19 protein-coding genes are annotated in these 17,828 nt (G+C 62.5%); 3 read left to right on the top strand and 16 right to left on the bottom strand.

Annotation, left to right across the window (positions count from 1 at the left end; genetic code table 11):
• Positions 1-45 precede the first annotated feature (45 nt).
• Entirely contained in the window at positions 46-627 is a 582-nt protein-coding gene (rplQ, locus tag ACQ3DC_RS02260) for a 50S ribosomal protein L17 (protein ID WP_430751435.1), read from the top strand.
• Between the two features lie 32 nt (positions 628-659).
• Complete coding sequence (locus ACQ3DC_RS02255) at positions 660-1,553, top strand: tRNA pseudouridine synthase A (RefSeq protein ID WP_430751434.1); 894 nt, start codon at positions 660-662, stop codon at positions 1,551-1,553.
• 67 nt (positions 1,554-1,620) lie between these two features.
• Here ACQ3DC_RS02255 and ACQ3DC_RS02250 read toward each other — a convergent pair whose 3' ends face one another.
• On the bottom strand, positions 1,621-3,291 hold the full coding sequence (locus ACQ3DC_RS02250) for a sensor histidine kinase (protein WP_430751433.1): 1,671 nt from the start codon (positions 3,289-3,291) through the stop codon (positions 1,621-1,623).
• 253 nt (positions 3,292-3,544) lie between these two features.
• Here ACQ3DC_RS02250 and ACQ3DC_RS02245 point away from each other — a divergent pair, with 253 nt between their 5' ends.
• The gene (locus tag ACQ3DC_RS02245; protein ID WP_157241613.1) at positions 3,545-4,336 is read left to right on the top strand and encodes a response regulator transcription factor; all 792 of its coding nucleotides are present in this window, start codon (positions 3,545-3,547) and stop codon (positions 4,334-4,336) included.
• A gap of 7 nt (positions 4,337-4,343) precedes the next feature.
• Here ACQ3DC_RS02245 and ACQ3DC_RS02240 read toward each other — a convergent pair whose 3' ends face one another.
• The 15 genes from ACQ3DC_RS02240 to cpaB (ACQ3DC_RS02170) form a co-directional block, all read right to left on the bottom strand.
• Positions 4,344-4,808, bottom strand: a complete 465-nt coding sequence (locus tag ACQ3DC_RS02240) for an Hpt domain-containing protein (RefSeq protein WP_421092922.1) — start codon at positions 4,806-4,808, stop codon at positions 4,344-4,346.
• Positions 4,809-4,902: 94 nt separating this feature from the next.
• Positions 4,903-5,787 carry a type II secretion system F family protein gene (locus tag ACQ3DC_RS02235; RefSeq protein WP_430751446.1) on the bottom strand — a complete coding sequence of 295 codons (885 nt, stop codon included), beginning with the start codon at positions 5,785-5,787 and terminating at the stop codon, positions 4,903-4,905.
• 7 nt (positions 5,788-5,794) lie between these two features.
• Positions 5,795-6,727: a type II secretion system F family protein gene (locus ACQ3DC_RS02230; RefSeq protein WP_157241614.1), complete on the bottom strand. Its 933-nt coding sequence runs from the start codon at positions 6,725-6,727 to the stop codon at positions 5,795-5,797.
• A 6-nt stretch (positions 6,728-6,733) separates the two neighbouring features.
• Positions 6,734-8,284, bottom strand: coding sequence for a CpaF family protein (locus tag ACQ3DC_RS02225; protein ID WP_421092924.1), 1,551 nt, complete (start codon positions 8,282-8,284; stop codon positions 6,734-6,736).
• Positions 8,285-9,481, bottom strand: coding sequence for an AAA family ATPase (locus tag ACQ3DC_RS02220; protein ID WP_421092925.1), 1,197 nt, complete (start codon positions 9,479-9,481; stop codon positions 8,285-8,287).
• Complete coding sequence (gene cpaB / locus ACQ3DC_RS02215) at positions 9,478-10,248, bottom strand: Flp pilus assembly protein CpaB (protein WP_370460636.1); 771 nt, start codon at positions 10,246-10,248, stop codon at positions 9,478-9,480. Before cpaB (ACQ3DC_RS02215) ends, ACQ3DC_RS02220 begins: the two co-directional genes overlap by 4 nt.
• A 39-nt stretch (positions 10,249-10,287) precedes the next feature.
• Positions 10,288-11,322 carry a pilus assembly protein TadG-related protein gene (locus ACQ3DC_RS02210; protein ID WP_430751432.1) on the bottom strand — a complete coding sequence of 345 codons (1,035 nt, stop codon included), beginning with the start codon at positions 11,320-11,322 and terminating at the stop codon, positions 10,288-10,290.
• A complete protein-coding gene (locus tag ACQ3DC_RS02205; RefSeq protein WP_321214064.1) occupies positions 11,310-11,699 on the bottom strand; it encodes a TadE/TadG family type IV pilus assembly protein in 390 nt (129 codons plus the stop codon). Before ACQ3DC_RS02205 ends, ACQ3DC_RS02210 begins: the two co-directional genes overlap by 13 nt.
• A gap of 90 nt (positions 11,700-11,789) precedes the next feature.
• Complete coding sequence (locus tag ACQ3DC_RS02200; RefSeq protein ID WP_430751431.1) at positions 11,790-12,029, bottom strand: Flp family type IVb pilin; 240 nt, start codon at positions 12,027-12,029, stop codon at positions 11,790-11,792.
• Between the two features lie 267 nt (positions 12,030-12,296).
• Positions 12,297-12,512 (bottom strand): Flp family type IVb pilin, encoded by a 216-nt coding sequence (locus ACQ3DC_RS02195; RefSeq protein WP_421092931.1) that lies wholly within the window; start codon positions 12,510-12,512, stop codon positions 12,297-12,299.
• A gap of 8 nt (positions 12,513-12,520) precedes the next feature.
• On the bottom strand, positions 12,521-13,396 hold the full coding sequence (locus ACQ3DC_RS02190; protein WP_430751430.1) for a type II secretion system F family protein: 876 nt from the start codon (positions 13,394-13,396) through the stop codon (positions 12,521-12,523).
• A 10-nt stretch (positions 13,397-13,406) separates the two neighbouring features.
• Entirely contained in the window at positions 13,407-14,354 is a 948-nt protein-coding gene (locus ACQ3DC_RS02185; protein WP_421092932.1) for a type II secretion system F family protein, read from the bottom strand.
• A 2-nt stretch (positions 14,355-14,356) separates the two neighbouring features.
• Positions 14,357-15,832 carry a CpaF family protein gene (locus ACQ3DC_RS02180; RefSeq protein ID WP_430751429.1) on the bottom strand — a complete coding sequence of 492 codons (1,476 nt, stop codon included), beginning with the start codon at positions 15,830-15,832 and terminating at the stop codon, positions 14,357-14,359.
• The gene (locus tag ACQ3DC_RS02175; RefSeq protein ID WP_321214060.1) at positions 15,829-17,034 is read right to left on the bottom strand and encodes an AAA family ATPase; all 1,206 of its coding nucleotides are present in this window, start codon (positions 17,032-17,034) and stop codon (positions 15,829-15,831) included. The genes ACQ3DC_RS02180 and ACQ3DC_RS02175 overlap by 4 nt, the downstream gene beginning before the upstream one ends.
• Complete coding sequence (gene cpaB, locus ACQ3DC_RS02170; protein ID WP_321214059.1) at positions 17,031-17,807, bottom strand: Flp pilus assembly protein CpaB; 777 nt, start codon at positions 17,805-17,807, stop codon at positions 17,031-17,033. Before cpaB (ACQ3DC_RS02170) ends, ACQ3DC_RS02175 begins: the two co-directional genes overlap by 4 nt.
• Positions 17,808-17,828 lie beyond the last annotated feature (21 nt).

Genomic DNA, 17,828 nt, shown 5'->3' with positions numbered 1-17,828 from the left:
CCACGGTGTGCAGCGCCCACGGCTTCCATTTGAGGAGAAACAATTATGCCTACCCCCACTAAGGGTCCGCGCCTCGGAGGCGGCCCGGCTCACGAGCGCCTCATGCTCGCGAACCTGGCAGCATCCCTGTTCGAGCACAAGCGGATCACCACCACGGTGACCAAGGCCAAGCGCCTGAAGCCGTACGCAGAGCGCCTGGTCACCTTCGCCAAGCGTGGCGACCTCGCTTCCCGCCGCCGGGTCCTCGGCCTGATCAGCAACAAGGGCGTCGTCCACGAGCTGTTCACCGACATCGCCCAGGCTGTGGAGAACCGCGACGGCGGCTACACCCGCATCACCAAGATCGGCAACCGCAAGGGCGACAACGCTCCCATGGCTGTCATCGAGCTCGTCCTCGAGCCGGTTTCCGCCAAGCAGGCTGTTGTAGCCGAGGCTACCTCCGCTGCGAAGCGCGACGCTGACAAGAAGGAAGCTGCTGCTGCACCCGTTGCAGAAGAGGCTCCCGAGGCAGAGGCTGTTGAAGCCGACGCTGTTGAGGCTCCGGCTGAAGAGGCTGCAACCGAAGAGGCTCCGGCCGCTGAGGAAGCCCCCGAGGCTCCCGCAGCCGAGGAAAAGGATGCGAAGTAATTCGCTGACTTCCTTCGCATAGACTTGAGTCTATGAACGACCAAAAACCCGCGGCCCCCGTATTGGGGGGCGGCGGGTTTTTGCGTGTCCGGCTTGATTTGTCGTACGACGGCGGCCCTTTCAGCGGGTGGGCACTGCAGCCTGGCCTCCGCACCGTCCAGGGGGTCCTCGAGGAGGCCCTGCACCTGCTGGTACGGCGGCCGGTCCGCGTCACCGTTGCAGGCCGGACGGACGCGGGAGTGCACGCACGCGGCCAGGTTGTCCACCTGGACCTCACGGAAGCCGAGTGGCGGGGACTGCCCCGCGGGCACGAACTGGATCCCGCCGTCGCCATGCTCCGCAGGATCCGCGGCGCCCTGAGCCGGGTGCTCGGGGACCTCACCGGCGCCGTGGAGGTGCACAGGATTACGCTGGCACCCGAAGGCTTTGACGCCCGTTTCTCGGCCCTGTGGCGGCGCTACAGCTACCGCATCGCGGACGGGCCCGCCCTGTGGGACCCGCTGGGCCGGTACTCCACCCTGTGGCATAAGAACCCGCTGGACGTGGACCTGCTCAACGAGGGTGCCTCCAAGCTCCTGGGGCTGCAGAACTTCCTGTCCTTCTGCAAGCCGCGGGAGGGTGCAACCACTATCCGCGAGCTCCAGCGCTTCGAGTTCACGCGGGCCGAAGACGGCGTCATCGTGGCCGCTGTCCAGGCCGACGCTTTTTGCCACAACATGGTGCGCGCCCTGGTCGGCTCTGCCCTGTACGTGGGGGAGGGCGTTGAGGAACCGGGCTGGCTGCACGAGCGCCTGCTGGCCAGGAAGCGGGACGCCAAGTCCGTGCTCGCCGCGCCGCACCCGCTGGTGCTGGAGGAAGTGGCCTACCCGTCCGACGACGAGCTGCTGGCCCGTGCGGAACTGACAAGGGCGCTCCGGGAGCACTGAACCCATCGGTTGCTCCGTAGATGCCGTTTTGAGCCGTCAAAACGGCATCTACGGAGCAGTCGATTCCCTAGAACGACGGCGGGGGCCCGTCCGCCGGGAGTGTCAGCGTGAACGTGCTGCCCTTGCCCTGGCCGCTCTCACAGGTGATGCTGCCGCCGTGGCCCTCCACGATCATCTTGGTGATGGACAGGCCAAGCCCGGCGCCGGCTATGGCCGCTTTCCGTGCAGATTCCGTCCGGAAGAAGCGCTTGAAGACCCTCGCGGTGTCTTCCCGGCTCATCCCCATTCCCGTGTCGCTGACGCTGAGCCGGACCCATTCCTCGCTGAAGCTGGCGCTGACGCTGACCGTCCCGCCGTCGGGGGAGTACTTGATGGCGTTGGAGACGAGGTTGTCCAGCGCCTGGCCGATGCGCAGCGGGTCGGCGTAGGCCCAGAGAGGTGAGGGAACGTCGGCCCTGAGCTGGATATGGGCCCGCTCGGCCTGGGCCTGTGCGGAGCCCAGGCTGGTTTCCACCAGGCTGGCCAGGTCTGTCCGCTTGGGGTGCACGTTCAGGGCCGTGGAGGCGGTCGCCGTCAGGTCGGACACCAGGGCTGCCAGCCGTTCAGCATTCCGCTGGACCACCAGCAGGCGCTGGGCCACCTGTGGCGGCAGTTCAGCGCCGGCGTCATCCAGGACAAGGTCGATGTTCCCGATGATCGAATTCAGGGGCGACTTGAACTCGTGGGAGACGTTCGTGACGAGTTCCTGGTTGGCGGCGAGGGCTTCCACCCAGCCGGTGACATCGCTGTAGACCACCACCGCACCGTTGAAGCTGCCGTCCTCGCTGACCAGGGGCCGGGCGGCCGTGGACACGGCGCGCTGTTCTGTTCCCTCACCGGCCCACACCAGGTAGTCAGCGAAGGACTCACCTGCGATCGCCCGGCTGATGGGACGCTTTTCCGGCGGCAGCAGGGTCCGCCTGTCCTGGCCGAAGATCAGCTGGTGCCCCTGCCCCGGGGCGGCATCGTCGGCGCCGGTGGCCCGGCGGAAGTTCCGCTGCCGGTCGTTGGAGACGAGGAAGCGGCCGGAACGGTCGACGGCGGCAATTCCGACGTCGGTGGCGTCCAGGACCGTCTGGAGCAGCTTTTCCCGTTCCCGGCTTTCGCGCAGCAGCGTCCGGAGCTCCCTGTCCTTTTCCGCGAGTTCACGCTGCTGGAGACGGACGTGGATACTGGCAAACCGGATGGCGAGCGATACCGAGAGCATCATGAGGGGAAAGAGGACAACGGTGGTGATGTCCGTGGCGTTCAGGTTGGGGAAACGTCCCGCAAGCGGGGGAAGCATGATGAACATTGGGCCAACAAAGCTCAGCACCAGGCTGGTGCGTGTGAGCATTCCTGAGGCGGAAAGCCAGATCACCGGGAAGACCACCAGGACAGCGAGCCCCGGTAGGAGCGGGGCGGCGCCGTTGCGCAGAAGCCCGATGGCCGCGAAGTCCAGGACGGGGACAAACAGATAGGACCGGTGGCCCAGGCGCTCCCACGGCACCAGGAAACAGCCCAGGAAGAGGATCCCATGGAGCAGGATTCCGGCCATATAGAGCGGACTGTGCAGCAATGCTGGCCAGGCGACGGGCGTAGCCGCCGCAAGGCCGGCAACAATCAGCGTCAGCGGAAGCTGGCACAGCACCACCTGGGCCCGGGGTCCGAGACCGCGGAAGAACCGTATAGGTCCACGCTGGAACAAGTGCTCAGCCATGAGTGCGATTCAAACCCCGCGGTGTTGGAATGGAATGCCGGGTGGCAAGTGCGTTCGAATTCCTGATGGTCACCGTTAGCACATCCTTTCGGCTCGTAATCCACATGTCTTGTCATGATAATTGACTTTCCGAAATGAATGGGGAAGTAGATGTGGTCAGTAGAGGTGACGAGTAGCGTATAAATGGTTGGAGCGGATATGGCATTGGCGCTGGGCTGATGGGGGGCCATGTCCGCCTGGCATGGGGATATCAATGGACGAACTTGGCGTGGCTGTGGTAATTGAAGACGATGCCGACGTGCGCAACCTTTTAGAAGGAGTGTTGACGCAGGCAGGGTTTGAAGTGCATACAGCGGCAGACGGACGGGCCGGCGTGGAAGTGGTCCGCGACAAGCAGGCAAATGTTGTGACGCTGGATATCGGGCTTCCCGATATTGACGGTTTTGAAGTACTGCGGCGGATCCGACATTTCAGTAACGCCTACGTGGTGATGCTGACCGGCAGGACAGAGGAGCCGGACCTGCTGTCCGCACTCAATGCGGGTGCGGACGACTACATCGCCAAGCCTTTCCGGCCCAGGGAACTGCGGGCCCGCGTAGCAGCCATGATGCGCAGGCCTCGGCACGAAATCCAAGGGCAGAAGTCCGCCGGGTCCGCCTGGGGAGCACCTCCCGCGCCGGCCGCCGTCCCGCGGACCCACGACTCCGCCGTCCTGCACCACAACGGACTTACCTTGAACCACCGAACGCGTACTGTGGAGATCAAAGGTCAACCGCTGGGGCTCACCCGCAGCGAGTTCGACCTGCTCCATGTGCTGCTGCGCGGCGGCGGTGCGGTGTGCACCCGGGCTGACCTGGTCCGGGCCGTGCGCGGCGAGTTCTATGACCATGACACGTACATCAGCGAGGCGGACGAACGCGCCGTCGAAGTGCATGTGGGCAACCTGCGGCGCAAGCTCAAAGAGGACCAGGTGTCCCCGCGCTGGCTGCAGACGGTCCGCGGCGTGGGCTACCGGCTGGCGCCCAGCAGGCCCCCCGAGGGTTAGGTTGGGCTCAGTCGTTTTCCAGGATGTAGTTGGCCTGGAGCTCGGACACCGTTTGCCCGCCGTCCTCGGCCACCCGCACCATCAGCACCTGGCCCCGGCGGAAGTCACCCATGCGGATCACCGCTTCCAGCAGTTCGGCAAGTTTGGCCAGCCGGAGCCCGCCCACCATGGCTGACGTGATCTTCAGGCTGATCACGGCATCAAGGGCTGAGGCCCGGTCCTGGTTCGCAACGGCTGCCGCCAGCCGGGCGTAGCGCTGGTCCCACATGGCGGCGTAGTCGCGGGCGAAGCGCTGGGCCAGGCCGGAGCCGGCGAGCTCGTCTTCTAGCTCTTCGAGGACGGCTGCGTCAACGAGCGGCAAGAGCCCGGCCGCTTCCTGTGAGGGTGGGGTTCCTGCGGCTGAAGCGACCCCGGACGGCAGGGAGCCCGCAGCGGCGGCCTCGCTGCCGGAATCGGGATCTATACTGTGCATTGTTCAAGGCTACTTCCTGTGATTCTTTCCGTTGTCCTATTTCGGGTGATCCTGTGGAAACCTTGAGCGATTTTGCAGCCGGTACTGGGATGCCCTACTGTCCGCTGAAAGTCACGACGGTGTTGATGACGGCCGGTCCAAGAATGGCGATGAAGAGGACCGGGAAAATGAAGAAGAGCAGTGGAAACAGGATCATCACGGGAAGCTTCATCGCCTTTTCTTCCGCGCGCTGCCGCCGCTTTACACGCATCACCTTCGCCTGGATTCGGAGCACCCGGCTGATGGCGATGCCGTAGGTGTCAGCCTGGACTACTGCCTGCACAAAGCTGCGCAGTTCCGGAATGTTGGTCCGTTCCGCCAGCGCCTGGTAGGACTCGCGCCGGCTGCGGCCCACCTGCATGTCCTGCAGGGTGCGGACCAGTTCCTCGGCGAGCGGCCCCTTGCCGTTTTCCCCTGCACGGGCCATGGCGCCCTCAAAACCGAGGCCGGCCTCCACGGAGATCAGCATCTGGTCCAGCGTGTTGGCCAGTTCCAGCTGCATCGCCTTCTGCCGTTCGATGCCCTTGCTGTAGAGCAGCAGGTCCGGGATGAAGTAGCCCAGGAACAGGACGAACAGGCCCGCAAGCTTCATGACGGGCGTGCTGCCGATGGCGCTGAGGTAGAGGCCCAGGGACGCCCCCGCTACGCCGAGCCCGAGCTTGGCGGCGAGGACCTTTGCCAGCGGCATGGACTGAGGCCTGCCGGCCAAGGACAGCAAACGGTCCAGTTTCCGGACATAGGCTGGCGGGGTGAGCCTGTGACCGATGCCCGCCAGAAGGCCTGCCGTATTCTTCTCCGGAGCCTCGGCAGCCCGACGGCCCCGGGTGAGAATGGCAACGGTGGCCGTGCGGGCCTTCCGGTCAACGGAGAGGACGGACCATGCCAGGTAAGCAATGGGCAGGGAAACAAGCATCAGGGAAAACAGCACTGTGGGATTCATGATCATCTCAGAACTTCAGATCAATGATTTTGCGCATCCACAGGCTGCCGATCGTCATCAGCACAGCCGACGCGCCGATCATGCCCCAACCGAGCGGGTGGGTGAACAGCGAGTTCATGTAGCCGGGATTGACGGTCATCAGCATCAGCACAATGCCGAAGGGCATCGCGATGAGGATGTAGGCGGAGAACTTTCCTTCTGCTGCAAGGGATTTGATGTGCCCCTTGATCTCCGCGCGCTCGCGGATGGTTTCATTCACCTGGTCCAGAACCTCTGCCAGGTTTCCGCCCACCTCGCGGTTGATCTGGATAGCCTGGGCAATCCAAACGAAGTCCTCGTTGCGCATGCGCTCCGATGTATCAATGAGGGAGGCCAGCAGATCGCGTCCCAGGCTTGTCTCGGTGATCACCCGCCGCATCTCCTCGGACGTTGGGCTCTGTGATTCGGCTGCTGCGGCATCAATGGCACGAAGGATGCTGTGCCCGGCGCGGAGGCCGCCGGAGAGAAGTTGAAGGGTGTCGCCGAGCTGGCTGTCGAACTTGGCCCGCCGCTTGCCTGCGAGGAATCCGAGCACAAGGTGGCCTACGAAAGGCGCCATGACAAACAAGAGGACGGAGAGCGCAGGAACTCCGATCACCAACCCCACCAAGACGCCGACGGTAGCGCCCGCAATGACCAGCACCATGTATTCGGTCTGCGTGAAGCGCACGCCGGCATTTTCAAGTGCGTCGCGGTTGAAGAGACGGACGTTGCGGGTTGCCAGGAACCGGTCCAGGGCGCCAACCGTCGCGTCGGCCAGACGGGTAAGGTTCGACGGCGGATCTGCCTGGAAGGGCCGCCGCCTTTCGAGCGCGATGTCGGGAGTGCGCGGCAGCACCAGCGCCACGCCCACCATGATGGGGGCGAGGAACAGGAGGGCGGCGCCGATAATGATCAACATGCGGTCCTAGGCCTTTCCTGTGCCGGAAGGGTTTGCACCAGCCGGAGCAGCACCGGCCGGGGTGGCGAACACCGACGGCGACACATGGATCCCAAGGTCCTCGAACCGGTCGATGAACCGTGGCCGGATGCCTGTGGCCACGGGCTTGCCAAGGAAGCGTCCGTGCTGGTCAACGCCGGCAGAGTAATCGAAGACGAATGCATCCTGCAGGGTCACGATGTCCCCTTCCATGCCTTGGACCTCGGTCACATGCGTGATCCGGCGCGACCCATCACGCAAACGGGAAATCTGGACAATCAGGTTCACCGCCGAAGCAATCTGTTCACGGATGGCCCGGAGCGGCAGATCCATGCCGGCCATCAGCACCAGGGTTTCGAGCCGGGCTACGGCGTCGCGGGGTGAATTGGAGTGCACCGTTGACAGGGAGCCGTCGTGGCCGGTGTTCATGGCCTGGAGCATGTCCAGGGATTCCCCGCCGCGGACCTCACCCACCACAATCCGGTCCGGTCGCATACGGAGCGAGTTCCGGAGCAGTTCACGGATGGTCACCTCGCCCTTGCCCTCCGTGTTCGGCGGGCGGCTCTCCAGCCGGACCACGTGCTCCTGCTGGATTTGGAGTTCCACGGCATCCTCGATGGTGACGATCCGCTCGTCCGAGGGCAGGAAGGAGGACAGCACGTTAAGGAGCGTGGTTTTGCCGGTGCCCGTACCGCCGGAGACGATGATATTCAGCTTTGCCTTGACGCAGGCGTTAAGCAGCTCGGCCATCTCTGGCGTCAAGGTTCCGAAATCAATCAGGTTCCGGACAGTCAGCGGAGTCTTGCTGAACTTACGGATGGTCAGCGACGAGCCGCCCACCGCCAGGGGCGGGATGACGGCGTTGACACGGGAGCCGTCCTCGAGGCGGGCATCCACCAGCGGTGAGGACTCGTCGATGCGGCGGCCCACCTTGGAAACGATGCGCTCGATGACCTTGCGCAGGTGCTCCTCCGAGCTGAAACGCGAGTCTGCAAGGGTAAGGTGCCCTTTGCGCTCCACGTAGATCTGGTCCATGCGGTTGACCATGATTTCCGTAACGGCTGGATCATCGAGCAACCGCTGCAGCGGGCCGTAGCCCAGAACGTCGTCGGCCACGTCCTGGACCAGCCGTGTGCGTTCCTCAGGCGATAGTGGCACCTGCTCAGCGTCGATGATCCTCGTAAGCTCATCGCGGGCAGCGGTTTTCAGCTCATGCTCCGTGATGCCGGAGTCATTGAACCGGGCGCCCAGATGTTCAAACAAGGCGGTCGCGGCCCGCTGCTTAAGTGCTGCGAAAACATCGACGGATTGCTGGAGTTTTGGCTTCGGCTCTTCAAAGAGCGCATTGGGTGCGACGACGGCGGCAGCCGGTGCCGCCGTCGTCCGCTTTTCTCGGGACTGTTCCAGCCACTGCACCCGTTGGGCGGGAACCTCGGGGCGCGGCGCGTCGAGCGTGGGAGCTGAAGCCTTGGCCGAGGCGGGCTGGGCAGACGGCTGGGATTTCGCCTGTGCGGCGTTGATGCGCTCTGAAAGTTTCATCTAGACCACTACCCTTCGATGCAGTTTGCGCTGGGATTTTGCCCGCCACGCGGGGTTGAACCGCTCCACGAGGTGGTTAAGCCCTTTGACGGCCGGGTCTTTTACCGGCTCCTGGAGCACCGGGATTCCCCGGTTTGTGGACAGGGCAACCGCGCGGGATCGCGGGATGCTCACGTCAATGGGCGCCCCGATGGTTGATTCGAGGTCCTGGACGGTGAGGCCGGTCTTGGAGTCGGCCATGTTCAGCACCACATGGCGGGTATCGGGGTTGATGTCCAGCTGGCGCAGGATATCCAATCCGGAACGAAGTCCGCGCACGCTCGGGATATCCATGCCGCTGACCCAGACCACATCGGTGCACTTTTCCATGGCTGCCAGCCCAATCTCGGGCAGCCCCGGCGCGGTGTCCACCACCACGTACTGGAACTGCTGTGACAGCTGTTCGATGAGCCGGCCGATCTGGTCCGGCGTGATCTCGTCCGCGTCGACGGGGGTAGGGGGAGCGCAAAGGGCATAGATACTGCTTGGGTGAACCGTGAGGAAAGCCTTGAGGACCAGCGAATCCTGGCTGGCGGCCGGAGACACAGCGTCCGTCACTGTGTGCTCCGGGTCCAGGTAGAGCCCTGAAGCGACATCCCCGAACTGGAGGTCGAGGTCCACAATGACAACGCTCATGGGGGCGATCTTCCCCAGCCCAATGGCAATATTGGTGGCAATCGTGGTTTTGCCCACGCCGCCTTTGGGCGAGAAAACACCGATCACCAGTCCCTTGTTGCTCTCGGCCGCCTGCTGGGGTGCGAGTGTCCGGTGGCGGCTGGCGAAGGACTGGCTGGCACGCTCCAGCAGGACACGCAGCTGGGCGGCGTCGGAATCGGGGGAGACGATGTCCTTGATGCCTGCCCGCATGGCATGCAGGAGGAAGTCGGGCTCGGGCTCGGCGGCCACAATCACGCCCAGCGCCGGGAAGCTGACGTTCAGGACGGTGGCGAACCGAAGCGCTTCGTCCAAGGGAACCTCAGGCCCCAAAATCAGGACCTCAGGCTGCTCCTGGTCCAGGCTCGCGAAGAGCTGGTGCGGGTCAGAAGGCAACATGCTGGTGAAGAAGGTCTGGACTCCGCCCTGAAGGCCACCCGCGACAGCCTGGCGGAGCCGGGAGTCGAAGTCCACGTCGGGAGTGATGAGGACAAAGCGGCTCACTTGTACAGGTCCTGCCGGGTCATGACGCGGGGTCCGCTTTCCTGGGCGTCGACTGGTTCGCGGCTGAGCCAAAGGGAGGCGTATTCTGCAGCAAAAACGATCTTGTTCGAGTTCACATCGTTGACGGCCACCGTGACCATGAGCATCCCCGTGGGCAGGTTCACGTCCTGGGGGTCCGGCTGGGCAGGGTCGGTTGCGGCGGCGGAAGGCTTTGCCGCTGTTGCTTCCGGCGCCCGCTGGACTGCCGTCACCAGGGCTTTGTGGATCGAGAGCTGGACAGTTTCCTTGTCTGGCTTCGCCTCAAGGCCGCCGTTGGGCAGGGAGATGAAGATGCCTACAGTGTCGCCGGGAGCCAAGCGGCCGCCCACAACGCGCTGGGGCTCAAGCTGGAAGGAGACTTCCTGCAGCCCTGCCGGCACGGGTACGGAGCCGGAGGTCTTTAGTTCTTCGGGGGATACCAGCCGCTCTGCTACGAGCTGCTCACCGGGGACAAGGTCCGCGGACGTGACCTTTCCGGCGGACCCTTCGAGGGTGTTCAAGGCGGTCTTTGCGACGGCGGTGCCGGGCAACTGCTGAAGCGCCACGGAGGCTTTCAAAGTTTCGACCGACGATCCTGCGGGCACGGCTTTGTTGACCACAAGGACTCCCACGGGATCGAGGTTGGCGACTGCCCGCTGGTCGGCACCCTGGGCGTAGGTCACCACAATGACCGCGCCGACGATGGCAAGCAGTACCGCCACCACACCGGCTAACAAACGAGACTTCACTGACTGCTCCTGAATATCCTAAAAATCATGGTTTGCCGGCTAACGGAGTTCAACGACGGTTGCGCCATCGGAGTTGACGTCACCCAAGGTGTAACCCTTGGCGAGGGAAACATATTTGACGAACGTTCCGATGATGCCTCGGCAGGGCTCGCGGCACTCAAGCGCGGCCGGAACGTCGGGTGTTCGGTTGCGGAAAGTGTAGGGAAGTCCCGTGTTGCCGACCTTCCAGCCAGCCACCTTGAAAGCGGCGAAGGTGGTGAGTCCGTACACAGCGCCCGTGCCGGTTCCTGTGACGGAATTGAATATCGGCAGCAAGATGATGACGTCCTTGCCTGCATTCATGTCCGCCGCCCAGCCATTCAGGAGGGCTTCGCAATTGGAGGGCGGATCAACGCCAGTGGATCCGCCGGCGGTGCCGGTGCTCGCCTTGATGTCGATTAGCGCGCCGCACTGGCCGGGGTCCTGTTTTAGGCCTCCGAACCCGCCTTGCACCGCGGCGCCGGACGGTCCGTAGTTGCAGTCTTCGTTAGCGTTCTTTCCATGCAGCTGCAAGAGCTGCATCACTCCTGCCTTGTCGCGGACCTGGCAGATGGAGACGGTGATGGGAAAGACAGTCGGTCCCTTGACCGGACTGCCCCAAGCGACGGTTGAGGAGGCATTGATCTCGGCGGTGTTGAAGCCCAGGGCGCGAGCAAGGAAGAGGGACACCTGGTTTGGGGCGTGACCGGCTTCCTGGGATCCGACGGTGGCCGTCACGGTGCGGGTAGTCGTGTTGAGCACTATCGACTTGATATTGCTCAGTCCATCATTCGCGTTGCGGTTCGCGAGGCTCTTTGCCAGGGAGGAGGTGTTCGAGCAGTCGACGTCGCCGGCGTTCTTCGCGCACTTTTGGGCCACGGACAAGGCAGCTGCGTCTGCTCCATTCCGGAGTTGAGCGCGTTCTGAATACATCATGGCCACGTCCACGGCCATGGCGCCGAAGCCCAAAAGAACCACCAGCGTAATGGCGACGATCACGCTCACGGCGCCGCGTTCGCCGTCGTTATTCTTCGTCGTTGGTGCTAGCCGCCGCATAGCATGGCTCCCTTGCCGGTCAAGGTGAACGGTCCAGCTATTCCGGTCAGCGTGGATAGGGAATAGGTGATGGTAATGGTGGCCTGGGGGCTGGTCCCGGTGCTGACCGTTGAGGGGCATGGCGTCCCAAAGACTATGTCGGCGTCCTGCAACCCGGGCTTTAGAGAAACAGCTGTGGTCTTTGCTGCTGACTTGGCTGTCGTTTGGTTGCCGGTGATTGCCATCACCCGAACCCCTTCGCGGGCAGCAGCCGAGAGCGAGGCCTGAGCGTTGTACGCGCGGCTGAACTCCATGATGCCCAAGAGCAGCATGACCAGGACGGGGGCCACGATGGCGAACTCCACCGCAACTGCTCCGCGCTCGGATGCCTTGGACACGGGGCGCCTTTCACTCGGTCTTGCTTCGACACACGGAGTGGCGGCGGCTTGAATGCCACCGCCACTCTCACGTGTTTTGTTGGGGGTGCCTTAGGGGGTGCAGGTTCCACCCGCGGAGGTTGTGGTTGTCTGCGCGACGGCCGTCCACGTGCCGCCACCGACCTGGCACTTTACCTGCTCGAACATGGCGTTCAGCGACCCACCGAGGAGGCTAACGGCAACGATGATGACCACAGCGATGAGCGCGACCATGATGCCGTACTCGACGGCGGTGGCGCCCTTTTCGTTGCGCTGGAGGCGGACTGCGAGGTTGGTGTAGAGAGAAAGCATTTGAGACTCCTGAGCGAGTGGGGAAGCTGGTCCTGCACCAGCTCTGAAATCAAGTTAGCAACGGACGCTAGCCCTGCGGCCGGATCTTGGAGCATCCTGCGCGAAGGCTTTACGCAGTGTATTTTTCTTGCGCTTATCCTTGGTTTTCGCTGCGCTAACGCTGGGTTTGGAGTTGCCCGGGCACACAAACGGACCCCCTCGGTTCTGGGTGCCGAGGGGGTCCGGTCTATAGGGCGCCAAGGCGGCGCGGTACTTTCATCAGGTGAGCTAAGGGATGCCCAGGGCTGCGCTTAGGGCTGCCGTAAGGCTTTGGTAGTGAAGATTCAATGCGTGACCGAAAGCCGTGACACCGAGGACCAGCGCCAAAGCCAGGAACGAAACCAAAATCCCGTACTCAGTGGCGGTGGCGCCACGTTGGTCCTCAAGAAGGGTCTTGAGTGTCCCTGAAAGACGCACCGGGCATCTGCTGATATGGAGATGCATAACTTCCCCTAGGAGAACACAGACATGATCTGAAGCACGGCCGGCCCCAGCAGGACGATGAAAAGAGTAGGCAGGATGAAGAAGATGAGCGGAAAAAGCATCTTGACCGGCATCTTCATTGCGTGTTCTTCCGCGAGCTGCCGGCGCTTGATTCTCATATCCTTCGCTTGCGTCTTGAGGACGCCTGCGATGGCAATGCCGTACGTGTCGGCCTGCACGACGGCCCGTACGAAAGTACGGACTGAAGGAACATCGACTCGTTCGGAAAGCGCCAAGTATGCCTCCTTGCGTGAACGTCCCACCTGGATGTCCTGCAGGGTCCTGATCAGCTCGTCGGCCAATGGCCCGCGGCCGTTCTCGCCCGCCCTGCCCATCGCAGATTCGAAACCCAGGCCCGCCTGGACGGAGATGAGCATTTGATCCAAGGCGTTGGGAAGTTCAAGACGGATCTCTTCCCGCCGCTTTTGGGCCCGGTTTCGGATAAGAAGGTCGGGAACGAAGTAGGCCAGCGCAACCATGACCACAGCGATGGCGAACCTGCCGGCCGAGGGTGCGCCCAGGAAAACCACGAGGCCAAGAAGCGCGCCAGCGAAAGCGAGCAGGGGCTTCACCATAAGAATCCGGGTAAGCGGCCATTGCTTCGGCCGACCTGCACCAGCCAGCTGCTTGTCCAGCCAGGCTTCGTAGCTCTTGGGCGTAATGCGCTTGGACAGATCCGTGAACTGCTGGCTGATGTTGAGGGACTGCACGGCTTGACTTGGGCGGCCGCCAAGGTTGGCCTTGATCCGACGCAATCCTGCACGGTCTCCCGTGAAGGACAGCCAGACCATGCCGGAGATAGGAACGATAATTGCCAAGATTGCTGCTAGAGCGATGGGTTGCATGTCGTGTCCCCTAGTACTTTGGCTTGATGATGCGGCTGAGCCAAAACCCGCCGGTAGAGAGGAGTGCGATCGCGGCGGCCAACATGACAAATCCGATGAAGGTCGTCGTGAACACCCGCGCGTAGGTCGGGTTGAACGTCACCAGTCCGATGAACATCAGGATGGGCAAGGCCATGAGAACCAGGGCGGAAATTCGCCCTTCCGCACTCAGGGCCCTCACCTGGCCTTTCACCTGGTTCCGGTCACGGATGGTGTCACCCACGTGGTCCAGGACCTCGGCAAGGTCACCACCGACTTCACGGTGAATCTCAATTGCCTGTGCGATCCAATAGAAATCTTCGCTCGCGGTTCTCCTGGAGACATCCGCCATCGATTCGCCCAGGTCCCGGCCGATCCTGGTCTCGTTGACGATGCGGCTAAGCTCCTCGGCCATCGGACCATCGTTTTCCTGAGCGGCTGCATCGATGGCACGGAGCAGGCTGTGGCCTGCACGAAGACCTCCCGAGAACATTTGAAGCGTATCCGGTACTTGGGAGTCGAACGTCTTTCGACGCCGGGAAATAAGGAAGTTGAGGGCGACGTAAAGGAGGACTGGGGCCATGATGAAGGTAAGGACGCTGATGCCGAGACCGCCGAGCAAGAAGCCCAGCACCGTCGCCACCAGCGTGATTGCCCCCGCCATCAGGAGGTAGTCTCCCGGTTCTTTGTTGAGGCCTGCCTGCTCGAGCTTTTCCCTGTTGAAGAGGCCCGTGGGTCGCTTCTTAAGACTGCGGTTCAGGACCCCGACGGCCTGGTTGGTCAGGCGGGACAGGCTCGAAGAATGCTGGGCAATGTCCGGACGTCTCCGCGAGAGGGGGACGGCGGAGCTTCTCCACACAACCGTGAATACCAAGGCCAGTGCCGCATAGACCAGGAACAGTCCGGCCATGAACACCGCGACAGGAGTGTCCACTGCCATTGTCATCGACCCCTGATCGGGTCGGCCCCAAAGATGTGGGGTGAAACGTGGATCCCGAGCTCAATAAACCGGTCAGTGAACCGCGGGCGAACGCCTGTAGGAATGGGCTTCCCGAGGAAGCGTCCGCTTGCATCTACCCCGGCCGAGTAGTCAAAGACGAAGGCATCCTGAAGGGTTACGATATCCCCCTCCATCCCTTGAACCTCGGTGATGTGAGTGACTCTCCGGGTTCCGTCGCGGAGCCTGGAAATGTGGACGATGAGGTTCACGGCGGAAGCTACTTGTTCCCTTACTGCTCGGAGCGGCAGATCCATGCCGGCCATCAGGACCAAAGTCTCCAGGCGGGCGATTGCGTCCCTGGGTGAGTTCGCGTGGACCGTTGAGAGGGAACCGTCGTGCCCGGTGTTCATGGCCTGCAACATATCGAGGCATTCGCCGCCGCGGACTTCGCCTACAACGATTCGGTCAGGCCGCATGCGAAGCGAGTTCCGGACAAGGTCCCGGATGGCAACCTCGCCCTTGCCCTCGATGTTTGCCGGCCGGCTCTCCAACCTCACTACATGGTCCTGCTGCAGTTGGAGCTCTACCGCGTCCTCAATAGTAACGATCCTGTCCGAAGCCGGGATGAAGGACGACAGTGCGTTGAGCAAAGTGGTTTTGCCTGTACCCGTACCGCCGGAAACGATGATGTTCATTCGTGCCAGTACGCAGGCCTGGAGAAGTTCTGCCATCTCAGGGGACAGGCTGCCAAAACCAATCAGCTTCTGTACGGTGAGCGCATCACCTCCAAACTTCCGGATGGTCAGTGCCGGTCCGTTGACCGCCAGCGGCGGGATGATTGCATTGACGCGGGAGCCGTCAGCCAAACGTGCGTCCACCAGGGGAGAGGACTCGTCAATACGGCGGCCAACCTTGGAGACGATACGTTCGATGACGCGACGCAGTGCGTCGTCGGAACCGAACTTGGTATCCGTGAGTGTCAGTTTGCCGGCGCGCTCCACGTAGACCTGGTCAAACCGGTTCACCATGACTTCGGTGACCGACGGATCATCCAGGAATCGCTGGATGGGCCCGTGGCCAAGGACGTCGTCGATGATTTCCCGAATCAACCGCTGCCGTTCAGCGGATGTGAGGGGGACCTGCTCCTCGTCGACGACGATTTTCAGCTCGTCTTTGACATATTGATGGAGCTCTGCCTCCTCAAGCGACGAGTCAGTGATGCGCGCGCCCAGGCGCTCGTAAAGCGCTTGGCTAGCACGTTCCTTCAGGGCGCTGAGAGCGCCGCTGGCCACGGCGGCTGTGGGTGCCAACTCAACGACCTCGGCTATTTCCGCTGATTTCGCCTCATGGATCCGCCCGAGAGTGGCCGGTTCAAGAGGGCCCATCGCTGGCACGAAGACGTTTTGCGGCTCGACTTCCGCTACTGGCGCGGTTGACTCAGTACCGCGTACCTTTTCAAGCCTGCGTGAGAGGTTCACTGGACAACCGCCCTTCTATGCAACTTCTTGTGTGGTCTTTCTTCCCAATTGGGCTTGAAACGCTCTACCAGCTGCCGGAGCCCCCTTGTTGCGGGATCCCTGGTGCCGTCCTGGAGCAGCGGTATGCCTTTGTTGGTTGAGAACGGCAAGGTCCTTGAACGGGGGAGTACGACATCCACCGGCGCGCCGATGGTTGCTTCGACGTCCTGAAGGGTCAGTCCGCTTCTGCGGTCAGCCATGTTGAGTACTACGTGCCGCCGTTCCGGCAGAAGGTTCAACTCCGCAAGAATCTGGTTGCCGGTGCGAAGACCGCGGATGCTCGGAACGTCCATTCCGCAGATCCATACGGCGTCGGAGGCCATGTCAAGCGTGGCCAGAACGTGCTCGCCGAGCCCAGGTGCAGTGTCAACCACAACGTACTGGAATTCCTGGCGGAGCTGTGAGAGGAGATGACTGACGTTTTCTCCACTAATCCTGTCCATTTCGACGGGGTTTTTTGGCGCGCACAGTGCATAGATTCCGCCTGGATGAACTGTCAGGTATGTCTTGAGAACCATGGAATCCTGGCTGGCCGCGCCCACAACAGCATCCGTGATGGTGTGCTCAGGTTCCAGCATCAGCCCGCTCGCAACGTCGCCAAACTGGAGGTCGAGGTCGACGATGACCACACCCATTGGTGCAATCTTCCCCAGCCCTATGGCGATGTTCGTTGCAACGGTTGTCTTGCCGACGCCGCCCTTCGGTGAGATGACAGCGATGATGCGTCCGCCGGCGGCATGCTCGTGGTGCTCGGAGCTGCTTGGCGCCAGACCGCGCCGGCGACCTGCTGATGCCAGGCTGGCACGTTCCACAATGATCCGGATATGGTCCACGTCCGCTGCTGGATCCAAAAGATCGCGGATTCCGGCGCGCATCGCTTGGATTGCCACGTCCGAGGACTCACCGGCCACCAGGATCATGCTGATCTCCGGATACTGCAGGTCCATGACGGCGGCGAACTTCAGAGCGTCGTCCGCAGGAAGGCCCGGACCGAGGACGAATACCTCGGGTGGTTCCCCCAGCAGCTGCCTGAGGACCTCTTCAGGGCCCTGCGGGAGGTAATCGGCTTGGAAGTACTGGAGGGAGCCAGGCATGCCGACTGTTGCCATACGAACCCGGCGTTCAAAATCCGTATTGGGTGTGATCAGTACGAAGCGGCTCATCGGAATACCTTCGTCTTATCCACAACACCGTTGTTGCCCTCGGTGGCTTCGCTGGGTTCCTTGGAGAGGTAGATCCTTCCGAATTCGGCAGCGTATACGAGCCGTTCGGCTTCTACGGAGTTGCGGGCAACCGTGATGAGGTAGGTGCCGTCGCTCTGGTTTTCTCCGGAACTCAGCTTGCCGTCAGACTGCCCTTCCTTCGCTGCGTCCGGCTGGGCGGGGCTGCCGTTGCTGAACTGGGTGGCGGTTACGAGCACCTTGTGGAATGTCAGCTGCGTGCCGGCGGACTGAGTGGCGTTCGCGCCTTCTCCGGTTGAGTCCGTCAGGGAGACGAAGATGCCCACGGTGTCACCGGCGGTTATTTTTCCGCCCACAACACGTTCAATAGGAAGTTTGAGCGAGATCTCCTGCATGCCATCGGGGACCGCAACCCTGGAAGGACCAAGGAACGAGTTGGCTTCGACCAGACGGCTGGCGAGCAACTGTTCACCAGGAACGAGCGACACCGCGGTGACTTTGGCTCCTTCATCAGCAAGGTCAGTGACTGTGTCACTCGTCAGCGCGGACTTTGGCAGCGGCTTTTTTACCACCAGCCCGCCTATTTCGCTGACCGGTGTTCCCGCTGGAATGGGTGCCTGGACCACAAGTACCTCGGTGGTTTCGGTTCCTGCCATTGCGCGCGCGTCGGCACTTTGTACATAGGTGATCAGAAGGACTGTGCCGGCTATCGCAATAACCAACGCGGCGATGCCTCCCAGTAGGCGTGCTTTCACTTTCTTCCCCTTTGATGATGC

Source organism: Paenarthrobacter sp. NEAU-H11 (assembly GCF_050573415.1).
Classification (GTDB): domain Bacteria; phylum Actinomycetota; class Actinomycetes; order Actinomycetales; family Micrococcaceae; genus Arthrobacter.
The sequence above is the reverse complement of the archived record's forward strand: the minus strand, read 5'-3'. Positions and strand labels throughout refer to the sequence as shown.

Excerpts from the sequence above, each read along its gene's own strand:
- rplQ (WP_430751435.1), top strand. The coding sequence starts at position 46 with ATGCCTACCCCCACTAAGGGTCCGCGCCTCGGAGGCGGCCCGGCTCAC.
- ACQ3DC_RS02255 (WP_430751434.1), top strand. The coding sequence starts at position 660 with ATGAACGACCAAAAACCCGCGGCCCCCGTATTGGGGGGCGGCGGGTTT.
- ACQ3DC_RS02250 (WP_430751433.1), bottom strand. The coding sequence starts at position 3,291 with ATGGCTGAGCACTTGTTCCAGCGTGGACCTATACGGTTCTTCCGCGGT.
- ACQ3DC_RS02245 (WP_157241613.1), top strand. The coding sequence starts at position 3,545 with ATGGACGAACTTGGCGTGGCTGTGGTAATTGAAGACGATGCCGACGTG.
- ACQ3DC_RS02240 (WP_421092922.1), bottom strand. The coding sequence starts at position 4,808 with ATGCACAGTATAGATCCCGATTCCGGCAGCGAGGCCGCCGCTGCGGGC.
- ACQ3DC_RS02235 (WP_430751446.1), bottom strand. The coding sequence starts at position 5,787 with ATGAATCCCACAGTGCTGTTTTCCCTGATGCTTGTTTCCCTGCCCATT.
- ACQ3DC_RS02230 (WP_157241614.1), bottom strand. The coding sequence starts at position 6,727 with ATGTTGATCATTATCGGCGCCGCCCTCCTGTTCCTCGCCCCCATCATG.
- ACQ3DC_RS02225 (WP_421092924.1), bottom strand. The coding sequence starts at position 8,284 with ATGAAACTTTCAGAGCGCATCAACGCCGCACAGGCGAAATCCCAGCCG.
- ACQ3DC_RS02210 (WP_430751432.1), bottom strand. The coding sequence starts at position 11,322 with ATGCGGCGGCTAGCACCAACGACGAAGAATAACGACGGCGAACGCGGC.
- ACQ3DC_RS02200 (WP_430751431.1), bottom strand. The coding sequence starts at position 12,029 with ATGCTTTCTCTCTACACCAACCTCGCAGTCCGCCTCCAGCGCAACGAA.
- ACQ3DC_RS02195 (WP_421092931.1), bottom strand. The coding sequence starts at position 12,512 with ATGCATCTCCATATCAGCAGATGCCCGGTGCGTCTTTCAGGGACACTC.
- ACQ3DC_RS02190 (WP_430751430.1), bottom strand. The coding sequence starts at position 13,396 with ATGCAACCCATCGCTCTAGCAGCAATCTTGGCAATTATCGTTCCTATC.
- ACQ3DC_RS02185 (WP_421092932.1), bottom strand. The coding sequence starts at position 14,354 with ATGGCAGTGGACACTCCTGTCGCGGTGTTCATGGCCGGACTGTTCCTG.
- ACQ3DC_RS02175 (WP_321214060.1), bottom strand. The coding sequence starts at position 17,034 with ATGAGCCGCTTCGTACTGATCACACCCAATACGGATTTTGAACGCCGG.